At 70.6% G+C, this 14,451-nt stretch carries 13 protein-coding genes and 4 tRNA genes; 8 read left to right on the forward strand and 9 right to left on the reverse strand.

From position 1 onward, the window contains the following. Window positions 1–15: 15 nt before the first annotated feature. Together AB0K36_RS24890 and AB0K36_RS24895 are read right to left on the reverse strand one after the other, a co-directional pair. Window positions 16–270: a DUF3073 domain-containing protein gene (locus AB0K36_RS24890; protein ID WP_159690167.1), complete on the reverse strand. Its 255-nt coding sequence runs from the start codon at window positions 268–270 to the stop codon at window positions 16–18. 279 nt (window positions 271–549) lie between these two features. Further along, on the reverse strand, window positions 550–1,641 hold the full coding sequence (locus AB0K36_RS24895) for a Leu/Phe/Val dehydrogenase (RefSeq protein WP_356624588.1): 1,092 nt from the start codon (window positions 1,639–1,641) through the stop codon (window positions 550–552). Window positions 1,642–1,826: 185 nt separating this feature from the next. On the opposite strand from AB0K36_RS24895, the gene AB0K36_RS24900 reads away from it, so the two are divergent. Together AB0K36_RS24900 and bldC are read left to right on the forward strand one after the other, a co-directional pair. Beyond that, window positions 1,827–2,666: a DUF8083 family protein gene (locus tag AB0K36_RS24900; protein ID WP_364598332.1), complete on the forward strand. Its 840-nt coding sequence runs from the start codon at window positions 1,827–1,829 to the stop codon at window positions 2,664–2,666. Between the two features lie 481 nt (window positions 2,667–3,147). Continuing rightward, a complete protein-coding gene (gene bldC / locus AB0K36_RS24905; RefSeq protein WP_003949541.1) occupies window positions 3,148–3,354 on the forward strand; it encodes a developmental transcriptional regulator BldC in 207 nt (68 codons plus the stop codon). Between the two features lie 348 nt (window positions 3,355–3,702). On the opposite strand, the gene AB0K36_RS24910 is transcribed toward bldC, so the two are convergent. The 3 genes from AB0K36_RS24910 to hrpA all read right to left on the reverse strand — a co-directional run bounded on the left by AB0K36_RS24910 (window position 3,703) and on the right by hrpA (window position 8,235). Then, the gene (locus AB0K36_RS24910) at window positions 3,703–3,948 is read right to left on the reverse strand and encodes a DUF6274 family protein (RefSeq protein WP_364598334.1); all 246 of its coding nucleotides are present in this window, start codon (window positions 3,946–3,948) and stop codon (window positions 3,703–3,705) included. A 167-nt stretch (window positions 3,949–4,115) separates the two neighbouring features. Then, window positions 4,116–4,190, reverse strand: a tRNA-Asp gene (locus AB0K36_RS24915). 94 nt (window positions 4,191–4,284) lie between these two features. After that, window positions 4,285–8,235 (reverse strand): ATP-dependent RNA helicase HrpA, encoded by a 3,951-nt coding sequence (gene hrpA, locus AB0K36_RS24920; protein WP_364598336.1) that lies wholly within the window; start codon window positions 8,233–8,235, stop codon window positions 4,285–4,287. A gap of 112 nt (window positions 8,236–8,347) precedes the next feature. Here hrpA and AB0K36_RS24925 point away from each other — a divergent pair, with 112 nt between their 5' ends. The 3 genes from AB0K36_RS24925 to AB0K36_RS24935 are packed head-to-tail and all read left to right on the forward strand — an operon-like array spanning window position 8,348 to window position 10,441. Continuing rightward, the gene (locus AB0K36_RS24925) at window positions 8,348–8,824 is read left to right on the forward strand and encodes a hypothetical protein (RefSeq protein ID WP_364598338.1); all 477 of its coding nucleotides are present in this window, start codon (window positions 8,348–8,350) and stop codon (window positions 8,822–8,824) included. A gap of 55 nt (window positions 8,825–8,879) precedes the next feature. Next, complete coding sequence (locus tag AB0K36_RS24930; protein ID WP_364598341.1) at window positions 8,880–9,611, forward strand: DsbA family protein; 732 nt, start codon at window positions 8,880–8,882, stop codon at window positions 9,609–9,611. After that, window positions 9,608–10,441: a cytochrome c biogenesis CcdA family protein gene (locus AB0K36_RS24935; protein WP_364598344.1), complete on the forward strand. Its 834-nt coding sequence runs from the start codon at window positions 9,608–9,610 to the stop codon at window positions 10,439–10,441. The genes AB0K36_RS24930 and AB0K36_RS24935 overlap by 4 nt, the downstream gene beginning before the upstream one ends. Before the next feature lie 108 nt (window positions 10,442–10,549). On the opposite strand, the gene AB0K36_RS24940 is transcribed toward AB0K36_RS24935, so the two are convergent. The 4 genes from AB0K36_RS24940 to AB0K36_RS24955 form a co-directional block, all read right to left on the reverse strand. Further along, window positions 10,550–10,626, reverse strand: a tRNA-Phe gene (locus AB0K36_RS24940). A gap of 22 nt (window positions 10,627–10,648) precedes the next feature. Continuing rightward, window positions 10,649–10,723, reverse strand: a tRNA-Asp gene (locus tag AB0K36_RS24945). A 39-nt stretch (window positions 10,724–10,762) separates the two neighbouring features. Next, window positions 10,763–10,835: transfer RNA gene (locus AB0K36_RS24950), tRNA-Glu, on the reverse strand. A gap of 80 nt (window positions 10,836–10,915) precedes the next feature. Then, window positions 10,916–12,532, reverse strand: coding sequence for a metallophosphoesterase family protein (locus tag AB0K36_RS24955; RefSeq protein ID WP_364598347.1), 1,617 nt, complete (start codon window positions 12,530–12,532; stop codon window positions 10,916–10,918). 74 nt (window positions 12,533–12,606) lie between these two features. Between AB0K36_RS24955 and AB0K36_RS24960 the strand changes: the two genes are divergently transcribed. From AB0K36_RS24960 to crcB, 3 genes are read left to right on the forward strand one after another with little or no spacing between them, the layout of a single operon-like run. Then, on the forward strand, window positions 12,607–12,957 hold the full coding sequence (locus AB0K36_RS24960; protein WP_037774286.1) for a metallopeptidase family protein: 351 nt from the start codon (window positions 12,607–12,609) through the stop codon (window positions 12,955–12,957). Next, a complete protein-coding gene (locus tag AB0K36_RS24965; RefSeq protein WP_364598350.1) occupies window positions 12,954–13,451 on the forward strand; it encodes a fluoride efflux transporter FluC in 498 nt (165 codons plus the stop codon). Before AB0K36_RS24960 ends, AB0K36_RS24965 begins: the two co-directional genes overlap by 4 nt. Continuing rightward, window positions 13,448–13,810: a fluoride efflux transporter CrcB gene (gene crcB / locus AB0K36_RS24970; protein ID WP_364598352.1), complete on the forward strand. Its 363-nt coding sequence runs from the start codon at window positions 13,448–13,450 to the stop codon at window positions 13,808–13,810. The genes AB0K36_RS24965 and crcB overlap by 4 nt, the downstream gene beginning before the upstream one ends. Window positions 13,811–14,451 lie beyond the last annotated feature (641 nt).

A 14,451-nucleotide genomic window follows, 5' to 3' on the forward strand; every position in this document is an offset into this window, starting at 1 on the left:
AGTGTCGGTGCAGCGTCAAGCGCCGCGGCGCTGTTGCGACGACGGACCGGACTCTTCGTCCTCGTCCTCGTCGTCGTTGTACAGATCCGCGTACTGTGCGTACGGGTCGTCTTCCTCGTCGTCGTCCTCGAACGGCTCGCCGTTCGGAGGCTGACTCGAAGTCGAAGCGCCCAGCTCGTTGGCCAGACGCGACAGGTCAGTCCCGCCGCTGTTGTACTTCAGCTGGCGGGCGACCTTTGTCTGCTTGGCCTTGGCCCGGCCGCGCCCCATGGCTCGACCCCCTCGGTGACGGGGCTCGACGGCCCCAGAGTCTTGACACGCGTTCATGAGTCGGAACGGGCTCTCCGTGGAGAGACCGGTCCGTAGGGCTTCAACGGTACCTGCTTCCGCGGCCATACGGTACGCCGCCCGCATCACGTGCCACTTGGCAGGACCAGCAAGGTACCCAATCCTCGCTGGTCAACTGCGATTTTAACCTCTTCCCGGCGGTCGACCCGCCGACCGGGGTGAGTCTTGTCTCCCCGAGGCCGGCGGGCCGGGCGGGCACGGTCAGCGACCGCGCGCCTCCGCCATGCGGTGCTCGGCGATCCGGTCGGCCGCCGCAGCCGGCGGAATACCGTCTTCCTTCGCACGTGCGAATATTGCCAGCGTGGTGTCGAAGATCTTGGACGCCTTCGCCTTGCAGCGGTCGAAGTCGAAGCCGTGCAGTTCGTCGGCGACCTGGATGACGCCGCCGGCGTTCACCACGTAGTCGGGCGCGTAGAGGATGCCGCGGTCCGCGAGGTCCTTCTCCACACCCGGGTGCGCGAGCTGGTTGTTGGCCGCGCCGCAGACGACCTTCGCCGTCAGGACGGGGACGGTCGCGTCGTTCAGGGCGCCGCCCAGCGCGCAGGGGGCGTAGACGTCCAGGCCCTCGGTGCGGATCAGGGTGGCCGTGTCGGCGACGGCGGTCACCTGGGGGTGCCGGTCGAGGATCCGGCGTACCGAGTCCTCGCGGACGTCCGTGATCACGACCTCGGCCCCGTCGGAGACCAGGTGGTCGACCAGGTGGTGGCCCACCTTGCCGACCCCCGCCACGCCGACCTTGCGGCCGCGCAGCGTCGGCTCGCCCCACAGGTGCTCGGCCGAGGCCCGCATGCCCTGGAAGACGCCGTACGCGGTCAGCACGGACGAGTCGCCCGCGCCGCCGTTCTCGGGGGAGCGGCCGGTCACCCAGCGGCTCTCACGTGCGACGACGTCCATGTCCGCGACGTAGGTGCCGACATCGCAGGCGGTCACGTAGCGGCCGCCGAGGGAGTCGACGAACCGGCCGTAGGCCAGCAGCAGTTCCTCGGACTTGATCTGCTCGGGATCGCCGATGATCACGGCCTTGCCGCCGCCGTGCTCGAGGCCGGCCATGGCGTTCTTGTACGACATGCCCCGGGAGAGGTTCAGCGCGTCGGCGACGGCCTCTTCGTCGGACGCGTACGGGTAGAAGCGGGTGCCGCCGAGGGCCGGGCCCAGGGCGGTGGAGTGGATGGCGATGACAGCCTTCAGGCCACTGGCGCGGTCCTGGCACAGCACGACTTGCTCGTGGCCCCCCTGCTCCGATCGGAACAGGGTGTGCAGTACGTCGGCATTGGCGCCGGTCACATCGGTCACGGTGGTGACTCCCAAGTACGAAGCGGCGGAGACGGTCCGTCCTCGGGGGCCTGACCGTCGCTTTTGGCTGGGCAGACGCGGGGAAGGACCGGTTGGGCAAGAGGGTAAGTCCTACGCGTGCGTAGATCCGACGCAGTGCCGAGGATCACCCTCTCGCGGGGTACCGGCGTGGAAGGATTCGCGGCATGCCAGCGCTGTCCTCGGTTCTTGTCCCTTACGCGTCCTATCTTCGGATCTACGAGCCGCTGGCGGCCTTCCCCGAGCCGGAACGCGGCCACTGGGCCCGTTACGCCCGCAGGGACGCCACACCGACCGCCCAGGACGAACTGCGCCGTTCGCTGGCCGACTTGCTGCCGACGCCGCCCGTCCCGGTGCCGGTCCACGAGAGCGCCGACGCGTTCGTGGCGGACGTCGACGGAGTGGTCTGCGTCTGTCCCTGGCGGACCCGGCTGCGCGGCTGGCTGGCCCTGGAGGAGCTGCCGGAGCAGCTGCCGGCGCAGCTGCTGGACGCGGCGCTGCCGCAGGTCGTGCGGGACCAGGCGGCGGCGGACTTCGAGGAGTGGCGCGCGCGGAACCCGGACGCGCGGCCGTGGATCAGGACGGCGGTCTGGCATGTACCGGTCGGCTGGTTCACGCTCTTCGCCGACGAGGAGCGTGAGTACGAGGCGGCCGGTACGGCCGCGCCCGTGCTGCGGTACCGGACGCCGATGGTCCAGGCGCGCAGGCGGGTCGCACGGGCGCTGCGGACGCTGCGCGAGACGATCGACGAGGGCCCGCTGACCGACGGACTGCTGGACGTCGGCCGCTGGCTCGAGGAGTTCCACCCGCGGTCGCTGGTGGAGCTGGACTACGGGGGCCTGGTGCACGCGCTGCCGGACGGACAGCTGGCGCAGGACCGTTCCGCGGCCGATGTGGCGGAGGGGATCGCGGCACTGCGGGCCGGCGACGGCGAGGGAGCGGCGCGGGCGTACGAGCGGCTGACAGATCGCTGGCGGGCCGTCAGGGACCGTCAGTTCGCCAACTGAAGGCCGACTTCGTTGTCGGGGGTGCGCTGCGTACAGGACGTAGGTCCCGATCCGGGCACTTGCCCCCCAAGCGTGACGGACGGCACTAACCGCGCCCTTGCGCCCATCACCTACCCTCGTGTCAAAATAGGACAAGGAGTCCGGGGAGGGTTCCTTCCGTCCAAGTAAGGGCGGAATGCTCAGCATTGCACGCTATGGGGGGTCTGGCGACTCCTGATCGCTCTGTGACTGATCGTTACTGTGACGTGACTGTCCGTTATGGCATGGTCCATCGGGCTTCGGCCGCTGATGGACACCTGAGAGGGCAATTCCATCGGTTTGGCCGACGTCGCTGGACAGATGGTGTAGTTGTAGTGCCGAGGACAAGCCGTTCGTCCTATAACCGACTCGGCCCGCGTCTGCCATTTCGGGCAACGCGGGTCAAGGTGCAGAATTTAGAGGAAAGAACCGAGAAGGTTCGGTTCTCCCGAGGAGGCCGCTCATGACCGCTCGCACCCCTGATGCCGAGCCGCTGCTGACCCCGGCTGAGGTCGCCACCATGTTCCGCGTGGACCCGAAGACGGTTACCCGCTGGGCCAAGGCAGGCAAGCTCACGTCCATCCGCACGCTCGGAGGACATCGCCGGTACCGCGAGGCAGAGGTCCGCGCACTGCTTGCGGGTATCCCGCAGCAGCGCAGCGAGGCCTGAACACCCCTGTAAGACCGGGCATTTCCGGGGCCCCCACCTCGGAGAACCCACCCCTAGCTCCATGTGACGGCGCTCTGCCCCAACAGAGACCTTCGTCATCGATCGCGCTGGACTCCGCCGGGTCCAGCGCGATTTTTTTTGTGCCCGGAGGAGCGCCCGGGGCGCCTTGTGCCAACCTGTGCCGGACGGCCCCGGGGAGAGTGCAATGGCACATATTAAATGGGACGGGTGTAGGGAGGGGTTAAAAGGAAGGGTTCTGAAAACCCGTTCGGTGACTCCCGTCACACCGCACGCCTCTTGCCAAACTCCAGCCTGTCACGGAAACAGGCGCGCCAGGGCGGCTGTTGGTCACTCCTTGGTGGGACCTTTGTCCTCGGCCGGTGGGCCGTTCGGCGCCTCCGCCGGCGGCCTGGTGGCGGGCGGCTGTGTCTGCCCGGCCCCGGAGGGCTCCTCGTCGGGGCGCTCCATGGCGAGCCGCAGGAGGCGATGGCAGATGGGACAGGACCTTGTGAGGTGCCGATAGCCGGATGCGGCGGACAGATGGGCGCGCAGGAGCGCCCGGGTCTCGTACCGCCTTGCTGTGGACGCCGCCATGCACGTCACCTCCGGGTGTGTGCCGTCCTCTTGGGCGCCTCGTCCGGCTCGGGCCGGATCCGAACGAAAGACCCTAGTGACTGGGTACCCGTGGCAGATGACGCCGTCAAGACGCCCGGGCACGACGAAGGCCCGCATCGAATGATGCGGGCCTTCGTCATATCGCGCGGTCCTGACGGGATTTGAACCCGCGGCCTCCACCTTGACAGGGTGGCGAGCACTCCAAACTGCTCCACAGGACCAGGTTTCGCAGCCGGTACTTGCTCCCTTGGCTGCGAGAGAGACTGTACAGCAGGTGCGACCATCAGGTCGAACTCACTCCCGGCGACCGGCCCGTCACGGCGCGGCCGCGTCGATGGCCTTCACGATCCGCTTGTCGGAAACCGGGTACGCCGTGCCCAGCGCGTGCGCGAAGTAGCTCACCCGCAGCTCCTCGATCATCCAGCGGATGTCCAGGACCTCCTGCGGCACCGGCCGGCCCTGCGGCAGCTGCTCGAGCAGCCAGGCGTACTCGTCCTGCATCTCGTGGACCTTCTCCATGCGCGTGGTGTCGCGCTGGACGGCCGTGGGCATCTGCTGGAGGCGGCGGTCCACGGCCACCAGGTAGCGCATCAGGTCGGGCAGCCTGCGCAGCCCGGTGCGGGTCACGAAGCCGGCCGGCACAAGGGCCGCCAGCTGCTTCCGTACGTCCTGGACGTTGTTGACGAGCACCAGGCTGTTCGTGGCCTTCAGGCGGCGCTCACAGGCCTGCCAGGCCGCCAGGATCTGCTGCACCTGGTCGATCGTGCGGACGGTCAGGTCGACGAGGTCGGCCCGCACCTTGTCGAACAGCTTCCGGAACGATTCCTCGTCCCACGCCGGCCCGCCGTGCTCCGCGATCAGGCGGTCGGCCGCGGCCAGGGCACAGTCCTCGAAGAGCGCCTGGACCGAGCCGTGCGGATTGCGGGAGAGGGCCAGCTTCTGCTGGTTCGTCAGCTTGTCGGAGGCGAACTTGGCGGGATTCACCGGGATGTTGAGCATGATCAGACGACGGGTGCCGCGCCACATCGCCTGCGCCTGCTCCGCCTCGGTGTCGAAGAGCCGTACGGCTACGGAGCCGCCCTCGTCGACCAGGGCGGGGAACGCCTTGACCGGCTGGCCCGCGCGCCGCGTCTCGAAGACCTTCGAGAGCGTGCCGATCGTCCAGTCCGTGAGGCCGGTGCGCTCCAGGGATCCGCCGGAGGGGCTGGAGGACGCGGCGGCCTGGGAGAGCGCCTGGCGGGCCTTCGGCTTCAGCTGGAGCCGAAGAGCCTCCAGGTCCTTGTCCTCGGCGAGCTTCTTACGGCGCTCGTCGACGATCCGGAACGTGATCTTCAAGTGGTCGGGCACACGGGAGAGATCGAAGTCGTCCGCCGTGACCGGCACCCCGACCATCCGCTTCAGCTCGCGCGCGAGCGTGACCGGCAGCGGCTCCTGGAGCGGCACGGCCCTGGCCAGGAACGCCTTCGCGTAGTTCGGCGCGGGCACGTAGTGACGGCGGACCGGTTTCGGCAGCGAACGGATCAGCTCGGTGACCACCTCCTCGCGCAGGCCCGGGATCTGCCAGTCGAAGCCCTCGTCGGTCACCTGGTTCAACACCTGCAGCGGGATGTGCACGGTGACACCGTCCGCGTCCGCGCCCGGTTCGAACTGGTACGTCACCCGGAACTTCAGCCGGCCCTGCCGCCACGAGTCCGGGTAGTCGTCCTTGGTGACCGCACCCGCCTTCTCGTTGATGAGCATCTCGCGCTCGAAGTCGAGCAGGTCGGGCTGCTCGCGGCGTTTGTGCTTCCACCAGGAGTCGAAGTGCGCGCCGGACACGACGTGTTCGGGCACCCGCTGGTCGTAGAAGTCGAAGAGGGTCTCGTCGTCCACCAGGATGTCGCGGCGGCGGGCGCGGTGCTCCAGCTCCTCGACCTCGGTCAGCAGCCGGCGGTTGTCCGCGAAGAACTTGTGGTGCGTGCGCCAGTCGCCCTCGACCAGCGCGTTGCGGATGAAGAGGTCACGCGAGACCTCCGGGTCGATCCGCCCGTAGTTCACCTTCCGCTGGGCGACGATCGGCACGCCGTAGAGCGTCACCTTCTCGTACGCCATCACCGCGGCCGCGTCCTTCTCCCAGTGCGGTTCGCTGTACGTACGCTTCAGCAAATGCTGTGCGAGCGGCTCGATCCACTCCGGCTCGATCCTCGCGTTGACCCGCGCCCACAGGCGGGACGTCTCCACCAGCTCGGCGGACATCACGAACCGCGGCGGCTTCTTGAAGAGGGCCGAGCCGGGGAAGATCGCGAACTTGGCGCCGCGGGCGCCCAGGTACTCGTTCTTCCCCGTACTCCTCCCGCTCTCGCCCCCGGTCTCCTTCACGTCCTTCATGCCGACGTGCGACAGCAGACCCGCGAGCAGCGAGACGTGGACGGACTGCTCGGGCGCGTCGTCATCGTTCAGATGGATGCCCATCTGCTTGGCGACCGTGCGCAGCTGGGAGTAGATGTCCTGCCACTCCCGGATCCGCAGGAAGTTCAGGTACTCCTGCTTGCACATCCGGCGGAAGCTGGAGGAGCCGCGCTCCTTCTGCTGCTCGCGGACATAGCGCCACAGGTTGAGGAAGGCGAGGAAGTCGCTCGTCTCGTCCTTGAAGCGGGCGTGCTGCTGGTCGGCCTGGGTCTGCTTCTCCGCCGGCCGCTCGCGCGGGTCCTGGATCGACAGGGCGGCCGCGATCACCATGACCTCGCGCACACAGCCGTTCTTGTCGGCCTCGACGACCATGCGGGCGAGCCGGGGGTCGACCGGCAGCTGGGAGAGCTTGCGGCCCATCTCCGTCAGCTTCTTGCGCGGATCCTTCTGCGCCGGATCGAACGCGCCCAGTTCCTGGAGGAGCTGGACACCGTCGCGGATGTTGCGGTGGTCCGGCGGGTCGATGAACGGGAACTTCTCGATGTCGCCGAGTCCGGCCGCCGTCATCTGGAGGATGACCGACGCCAGGTTCGTACGGAGGATCTCCGCGTCCGTGAACTCGGGCCGGGCGTTGAAGTCGTCCTCCGAGTACAGCCGGATACAGATGCCGTCCGACGTACGGCCGCAGCGGCCCTTGCGCTGGTTGGCGCTGGCCTGGCTGATCGCCTCGATGGGCAGCCGCTGCACCTTCGTGCGATGGCTGTAGCGGGAGATACGGGCGGTCCCCGGATCGATCACGTACTTGATCCCGGGGACGGTCAGCGACGTCTCCGCGACGTTGGTGGCGAGGACGATCCGGCGGCCGGTGTGCTGCTGGAAGACGCGGTGCTGCTCGGCGTGCGAGAGCCGGGCGTAGAGGGGGAGCACCTCGGTGAAGCGGTACTGCTTCTTGTTGAGCGCCTCCGCGGTGTCGCGGATCTCGCGCTCGCCGGAGAGGAAGACGAGGATGTCGCCCTTCCCCTCGCCCATCAGCTCCTCCACCGCGTCGGTGATCGCCGTGATCTGGTCGCGGTCGCTCTCCTCGCCGTCCTCTTCGAGCAGCGGGCGGTAACGGACCTCGACGGGATACGTACGGCCGCTGACCTCGACGATCGGGGCGTCACCGAAGTGCCGGGAGAAGCGCTCGGGGTCGATCGTCGCGGACGTGATCACGACCTTGAGATCGGGACGCCTGGGCAGCAGCTGTGCCAGGTAGCCGAGCAGGAAGTCGATGTTGAGCGACCGCTCGTGGGCCTCGTCGATGATGATCGTGTCGTAGGCGCGCAGCTCGCGGTCGGTCTGGATCTCGGCGAGCAGGATGCCGTCCGTCATGAGCTTCACGAACGTGGCGTCCTGGTTCACCTGGTCGGTGAAGCGGACCTTCCAGCCGACGGCCTCGCCGAGCGGGGTGTCCAGCTCCTCCGCGACCCGCTCCGCGACCGTGCGGGCGGCGATACGGCGGGGCTGCGTGTGGCCGATCATGCCGCGCACGCCACGGCCCAGTTCCAGACAGATCTTCGGGATCTGGGTCGTCTTGCCGGAGCCGGTCTCACCCGCGACGATCACGACCTGGTGGTCCCGTATCGCCTCCAGGATCGTGTCCTTCTTCTGGCTGACCGGAAGCTGCTCCGGGTACGAGACCTCGGGCATGCGGCCGGCCCGGAGGGCGGTGCGGGCCGCGGACTTCTCCGCCTCCGCGGCGATCTCGTCCAGCACGGCCTGCCGAGCCTCGGGCTTACGGATGCGGCGGGCGCCTTCGAGACGGCGGCCGAGCCGGTGGGCGTCGCGCAGCGACGCCCCGGCCAGCAGGGTCTGAAGGTCGGCGAAGGAAGTAGACATACGAACTCCAGGATCGCACCCCCGGGAAACCACTGGCGAACTCATTTCACGCGCAGCCTGGTGCAGTATGGAGCGAATCCGCCCCCGCCCTACCCGAAGGGACAGCGCGTCCATGCTGATCGGCCGCGACCGCCGGCACCGCCTCGTGGTGTCCGCGAGCCTGCTGTTCGGCCTGCTGGGAGCGCTGCTCGGGTGCATGGGCACGGCGGCCGCGGCGGTGGACCCCGCTCCGGTCTCTGGCGCCGGGCCGGACGCAGCGCCACTCTCCGTCGCCGGGCCGGACCCCGCGCCCGATTCCATGGCCGGGCCGGACCCCGCGCCCGTTTCCATGGCCGGGCCGGTGGCCGCTCCCGCGCAGACCCCGGGATGCGGCCGGGGCGGCGATGACGACGACAGGGGCGCCCACCCGGGGACGCCCCCGCGCGGCAGCTCCCCGTACGAGCTGCTGCCCGCGCTGCACCAGGCCGGCGGTCCCGGTGGCCCCGGGGCGCTGCTGCCCGACCGGGCCTTCCTCGACGAGTCGCCGCTGCCCGCGCCGCCGCCGGCGGCGCCGCCCACCCCGGTCGCCCTCTCCGTCCTGCGCGTCTAGGCCCGGCGGCCCTTCCCACCGTCAGTCCGCCGGACCTTCGCCCAGGAGCACCACCATGTCTTCCTCCCCTTCCCGCAAGCCCCTCGCCATCGGCGCGGGCGTCCTCGTCGCCGCGCTGCTGCTCGGGTTCGCGTCGTACACCGCCACCAAGCCGGACGCGCCGGCCGGTGGTTCCTCCGCCGTGGCCGATGTCTCCGCCGACCCGCGGGACGGCGCCCTTCCGGGGCTCGAGAGGCTCGCCCGCCGCGACGCCGCGGACCCGCTGGCGGTGGGCCGCGCCGACGCGCCCGTCGTCATGATCGAGTACGCGGACTTCCAGTGCGGGTACTGCGGGAAGTTCGCCCGCGACACCGAGCCGGAGCTCATCAAGAAGTACGTCGAGGACGGGACCCTGCGTATCGAGTGGCGCAACTTCCCGATCTTCGGCGAGGAGTCGGAGGCCGCGGCACGCGCCGCCTGGGCGGCGGGCCGGCAGGGCCGCTTCTGGGAGTTCCACGCGGCCGCGTACGCGGAGGGCGCCAAGGAGAAGGGCTTCGGCAAGGACCGGCTCGACGCTCTGGCGCGTGAGGCGGGAGTGGCCGATCTCGGACGGTTCACACAGGACGTCGACAGTGACGCGGCGCGGCAGGCCGTGAAGAAGGACCAGGAGGAGGCGTACGGGCTGGGTGCGACGTCCACCCCGTCCTTCCTGATCAACGGGCGGCCCGTCGCGGGCGCCCAGCCGATGGCGACGTTCACCGAGGCGATCGAGGCGGCGAAGCAGACCGCGGACGGGAACGGCCGGTGAGCGACATCGGCTATCTGGCCGCCTTCCTCGGCGGTCTGCTGGCGCTGGTGAGCCCCTGCAGCGCACTGCTCCTCCCCGCCTTCTTCGCCTACTCCGTCGACTCGGCCGGCCGGCTGCTGGCCCGCACGGGAATCTTCTACGCGGGCCTGGCCACCACCCTCGTCCCGCTGGGCGCGGCGGGGTCGTACGCGGGCCGGCTGTTCTACGGCCATCGTGATCTGCTCGTCCTGGCCGGCGGATGGCTGATCGTCGCGCTCGGGGTCGCGCAGATCCTCGGCATGGGTTTCGCCTCTCGCCGTATCGCTTCGGTGTCCGGCCGTATCCGCCCGACGACAGCGGTGTCCGTGTACGCGCTCGGCCTGGTCTACGGCCTGGCCGGGTTCTGCGCGGGACCGATCCTGGGCAGCGTGCTGACGGTGGCGACGGTCAGCGGCAGCCCGGTCTACGGCGGTCTGCTCCTCGCCGTCTACGCCCTCGGCATGGCGGTCCCGCTCTTCGTCCTCGCGTTGCTGTGGGACCGGTTCGATCTGGGCCGCCGCCGGTGGCTGCGCGGCCGGGCGCTGCGGGCGGGCCGCTTCGAGCTGCACACGACGTCGCTGCTCTCGGGGCTGTTCTTCGTCGTGCTGGGCACGCTGTTCCTGGCCTTCGACGGCACCACGGCCCTGCCCGGACTGCTCTCGGTCGACGACTCGTTCGCCGTCGAGCAGTGGGCGTCGGGCATCGGCGGCGCGATCCCCGACTGGGCGCTGCTGGTGCTGGTGGTGACGGCGACCGCCGTGATCGTGGCCGTCCGCCTCCGGGCCGGCCGCGCTGACCGCGAGCGCGCCTGACGTGCGGGGGCTCGCCCGGCCCGGGCGGGCCCTTGCGGCGCGGGACGACGTCCCTGGGCGTCCTTGAGCACGACAACGGCCCCGGCTCGAAGAGCCGGGGCCGTCTGATGGTGGCTGGGGCCGGGGTCGAACCGGCGACCTATCGCTTTTCAGGCGATCGCTCGTACCAACTGAGCTACCCAGCCACGAAGCTCTTTCGAGCTTCAGCGGTCCTGACGGGATTTGAACCCGCGGCCTCCACCTTGACAGGGTGGCGAGCACTCCAAACTGCTCCACAGGACCAAGCTATGTGCGAGACCAAGTCTCGCACACGGTAAAGCGTGCCCCCAACGGGATTCGAACCCGTGCTACCGCCTTGAAAGGGCGGCGTCCTGGGCCACTAGACGATGAGGGCTAAGGGCCCGCCTGGGCGCTTCTCAGCGCGTCGGGGACGTGAGAAGCATATGGGATGCGGGGAGCTATCGCCAAAACGGTTTACGGGGAGGGGCTCGGCGTGCCGGGGGAGGGCGTGCCGGAGGGGGTTCCCGACGGCGATCCCGTGGGCGAGGGCTCCGCCGTCGGGTCCTCCGCGAGGTGGCGGCTGACCTCGGCCGTCGTCAGTCCGAGACCGCCCAGGGTGATCTCGTCCCACGCCTGCATCCGGCGGGTGGTCCGGTCCAGGTAGAGGACGGAGGCGCGCACCTTCTCCGGCTTCACGTTCTGGACCGCGCGCAGGCCGCCGCCGCCCGTGGAGCCCTCGATCTTCAGCCGGGTGCCGTGCTCGAGGAGCTCGGTGTGGCGCCGGTGCACGTGGCCCGCCAGGACGAGGGGGACCGTTCCGTCGGTCTCGCGGGCAGCGACCGGGTTGTGGGCGACGGCGATGTCGACGGGCGTGCCCGCGGCCTCCTGGTCGCGCAGCGCGGAGGCGAGGCGGATGCCTGTCATCCGCTCGGCGGGGTCGCCCTGCGCGACCACCGACCGGTCGGGGGTGAACTGCGGGTCGCCGCTGCCGGCGATGCGCAGCCCCGCCACGCTCACGGCCTCACCGTCGTCGAGGACGTGCACGTTCTCGAGGCCTTCCAGATACTCCTGGGTGGTGTGCGAGTCGTGGTTGCCGCGCACCCAGACGTACGGCGCGCCCAGGTCGGAGATCGGGTCGAGGAAGCCGTTCTCGGCGGCGGAGCCGTGGTCCATCGTGTCGCCGGAGTCGATGATCACGTCGATGTCGTACTGCTCGACGAGCGACGCGATGATGTGCCAGGCCGCCGGGTTGAGGTGGATGTCGGAGACGTGCAGCACCCGCATCGTGCCCGGGTCGGGCTGGTAGGCGGGGAGCGTGGAGGTCGCCTCGTACAGCTTGGTGACGTTGGTGACGAGCCGCGCCAACTCCTCCTGGTAGATACCGAATTCGGTGACGATCGAGCGGGCGTTGCCGACGACGGACGGCGCGGACGTGAGCAGGCCGGAGAACTTGGGTTCAAGGACGGACTTCGGGTTCCAGGTGGCGTACGCGCTGACGCCGGACGCCGCCAGCAGGGCCAGGGCGAGGCCGCCCGCAGCCAGCGCCCGGCGCGGGCGGCGGTAGACGGCGAGGCCGAGCGCGGTGGCTCCGGAGACGACGGCGACACAGGACCGGAAGGCCAGCTCGGCGGTGCCGTCCTGGACGTCGTGGGTGATCTCGTCCTGGAGGCCGGAGATCAGCTCCGGACGTTCCACCAGGGCCTGGGAGCGGACCGGGTCCAGGCGGTCCACGTCGACGTCGAGACGCACCGGTGCGGTGTGCGAGTCGAGCTCCAGCGCGCCCAGCGGAGAAACGTTGATCTTCGTTCCGCCGTTCAGGGACGGCCGCAGGGTCATCGTCGTGTCCATGGGGCCGACCGGCGTACGGACGTTCCCGACGATCAGCAGCCCCAGCCAGGCGCCGACCAGGACGACGGCGGTCAGACCCAGCGCCCTGATCCAGGGCCGGGGGGCCGGGCCGAGCGCGGGGACGGGGGCCCGTCCGGCGGGCGCGCCACGTTTGCGCAGGCGGCGGAGGAGTCGGTTCAAGGCGGCGGGGATCGACGGGGACGACGTGGGCGAGCGGTGCGGTTCCTGGGCTTGGCGGGCCATTGGTCCCGTATGCCCACACCGGCGCGCGGCCATGCCGGGGGGACCACCCGCACGGCGTACGTGACAATGGCCGGGTGCTGGAGATGACGCGCGAGGAGTTCGAAGAACTGGTCTCCGAGGCCCTGGACAGGATCCCGCCCGAACTGACGCGGCTGATGGACAACGTCGCCGTGTTCGTGGAGGACGAGCCCGCCTCGGACGACCCCGACCTGCTCGGCCTCTACGAGGGGACTCCGCTGACCGACCGCGGGGAGTGGTACGCGGGCGTGCTGCCCGACCGCATCACCATCTACCGGGGGCCGACGCTGCGGATGTGCGAGTCCCGTGAGGACGTCGTCGCGGAGACCGAGATCACCGTGGTGCACGAGATCGCGCACCACTTCGGGATCGACGACGAGCGTCTGCACGAGCTGGGGTACGGGTGACCTCCGGCGCCGACCCCGTCGGCGACGCGGAGGCCATCGACCCGGACGTCGACCTCCACGTACCCGCCCAGCGGGCGGAGACGGCCGGCGTGCACAAGTGGCCGGTGCTCGCCGCGATTTCGGCGGGTGGCGCGGTCGGCGCCTGCGCGCGCCACGGCGCGACCCTGCTGTGGCCGTCACCCGAGGGCACGTTCCCGTGGGCGCTCTTCTGGGTCAACGTGGCCGGCTGCGCCCTGATCGGGGTGCTCATGGTGCTCGTCAGCGAGGGAGGCCGAACGGCGCCCGCGCTGGTGCGGCCCTTCCTCGGGGTCGGCGTGCTCGGCGGTTTCACGACGTTCTCCACGTACGCCCTCGACTTCTCGGGCCTGTTGGAACGTGAGGAGGCCGGCATCGCGCTCGCGTACGCGGGCGGCACGCTCGCCGGGGCGATGGGCGCGGTGTGGCTGGGGGCCTCGGCGACGCGGGCGGCGCTGAACCGGACGGCGGCGCCGTGAACTGGCTGCTGGTGGTCGTGGGCGCCGCGGTCGGCGCGCCCCTGCGGTACCTGACCGACCGCGCGGTGCAGGCCCGCCACGACTCGGTGTTCCCATGGGGGACGTTCGTGGTGAACGCCGCGGGAAGTCTGGTCCTCGGCGCCGTGGCGGGGGCGTCGGTGTCCTCGCCGGCGTACGCGCTGCTCGGCACGGGCCTGTGCGGGGCGTTGACGACCTACTCCACGTTCTCGTACGAGACCCTGCGGCTGGCCGAGCGGGGACGGCGGTTCCTGGCCGTGGCGAATGCGGCCGCCTCGGTGCTGGTCGGGCTCGGATCGGTGTTCCTCGGGCTGGAGTTGGCGCGCGCCCTCACCGCGTGACCCGTCGAGCCGGTACTCGCCACGGCGGGATCCCGGGCGTGTCCCTTGCGGGGTGACGGGAGTTGGTCAGGGAAACCAGCGTCCCCTGCCCCGGAGGTGCCCCCGTGCGCCAGTTGTCAGCCCCCGGCCGAACGGCCGTCTGGATCGCCGCCTCCATGGCGGTCCTGGCCTCGGCAGGCTGTATGAGCGTGAGCGACGACGGCGGGTCGAAACCCTCGCCCAGCTCGTCCGCGGAGCGGCGCGGGACCGGGGCGGAGCCGGACGGCGGACACGTGCTCCCGGGCGGACACGGGCGGCAGGCAGGCGGCGGCGGGGACTCCTCCCAAGGCCCCGACGCGAAGGGCGGGAGCGCCTCGCCCGCACCGAGCGGTTCGGCCTCCCCCGGTGCCGGGCCCTCCCCGGCCGCCCCGCCGCCCTCGGAGCCGAAGCCGTCCGCGCCCCCCGGGGACGCCGGGCCGTCCGCGTCCGCGCCGCAGCCGTCTATGCCGCCGGCGGAGTCGCCGGAGCCGCCGGTGGAGAGCCCTCCACCGTCACCCCCGCAGCCGTCGGACCCGCCGAGTGCCTCCTCCGCGCCCGAGGTGCACGCGGGTGCGATGCGGGTGGTGCCGGCCGACGCGGAGGCCGAACCCTCCGCGTCACCG

This window comes from Streptomyces kurssanovii (assembly GCF_040677245.1).
GTDB classification, from domain to species: domain Bacteria; phylum Actinomycetota; class Actinomycetes; order Streptomycetales; family Streptomycetaceae; genus Streptomyces; species Streptomyces kurssanovii.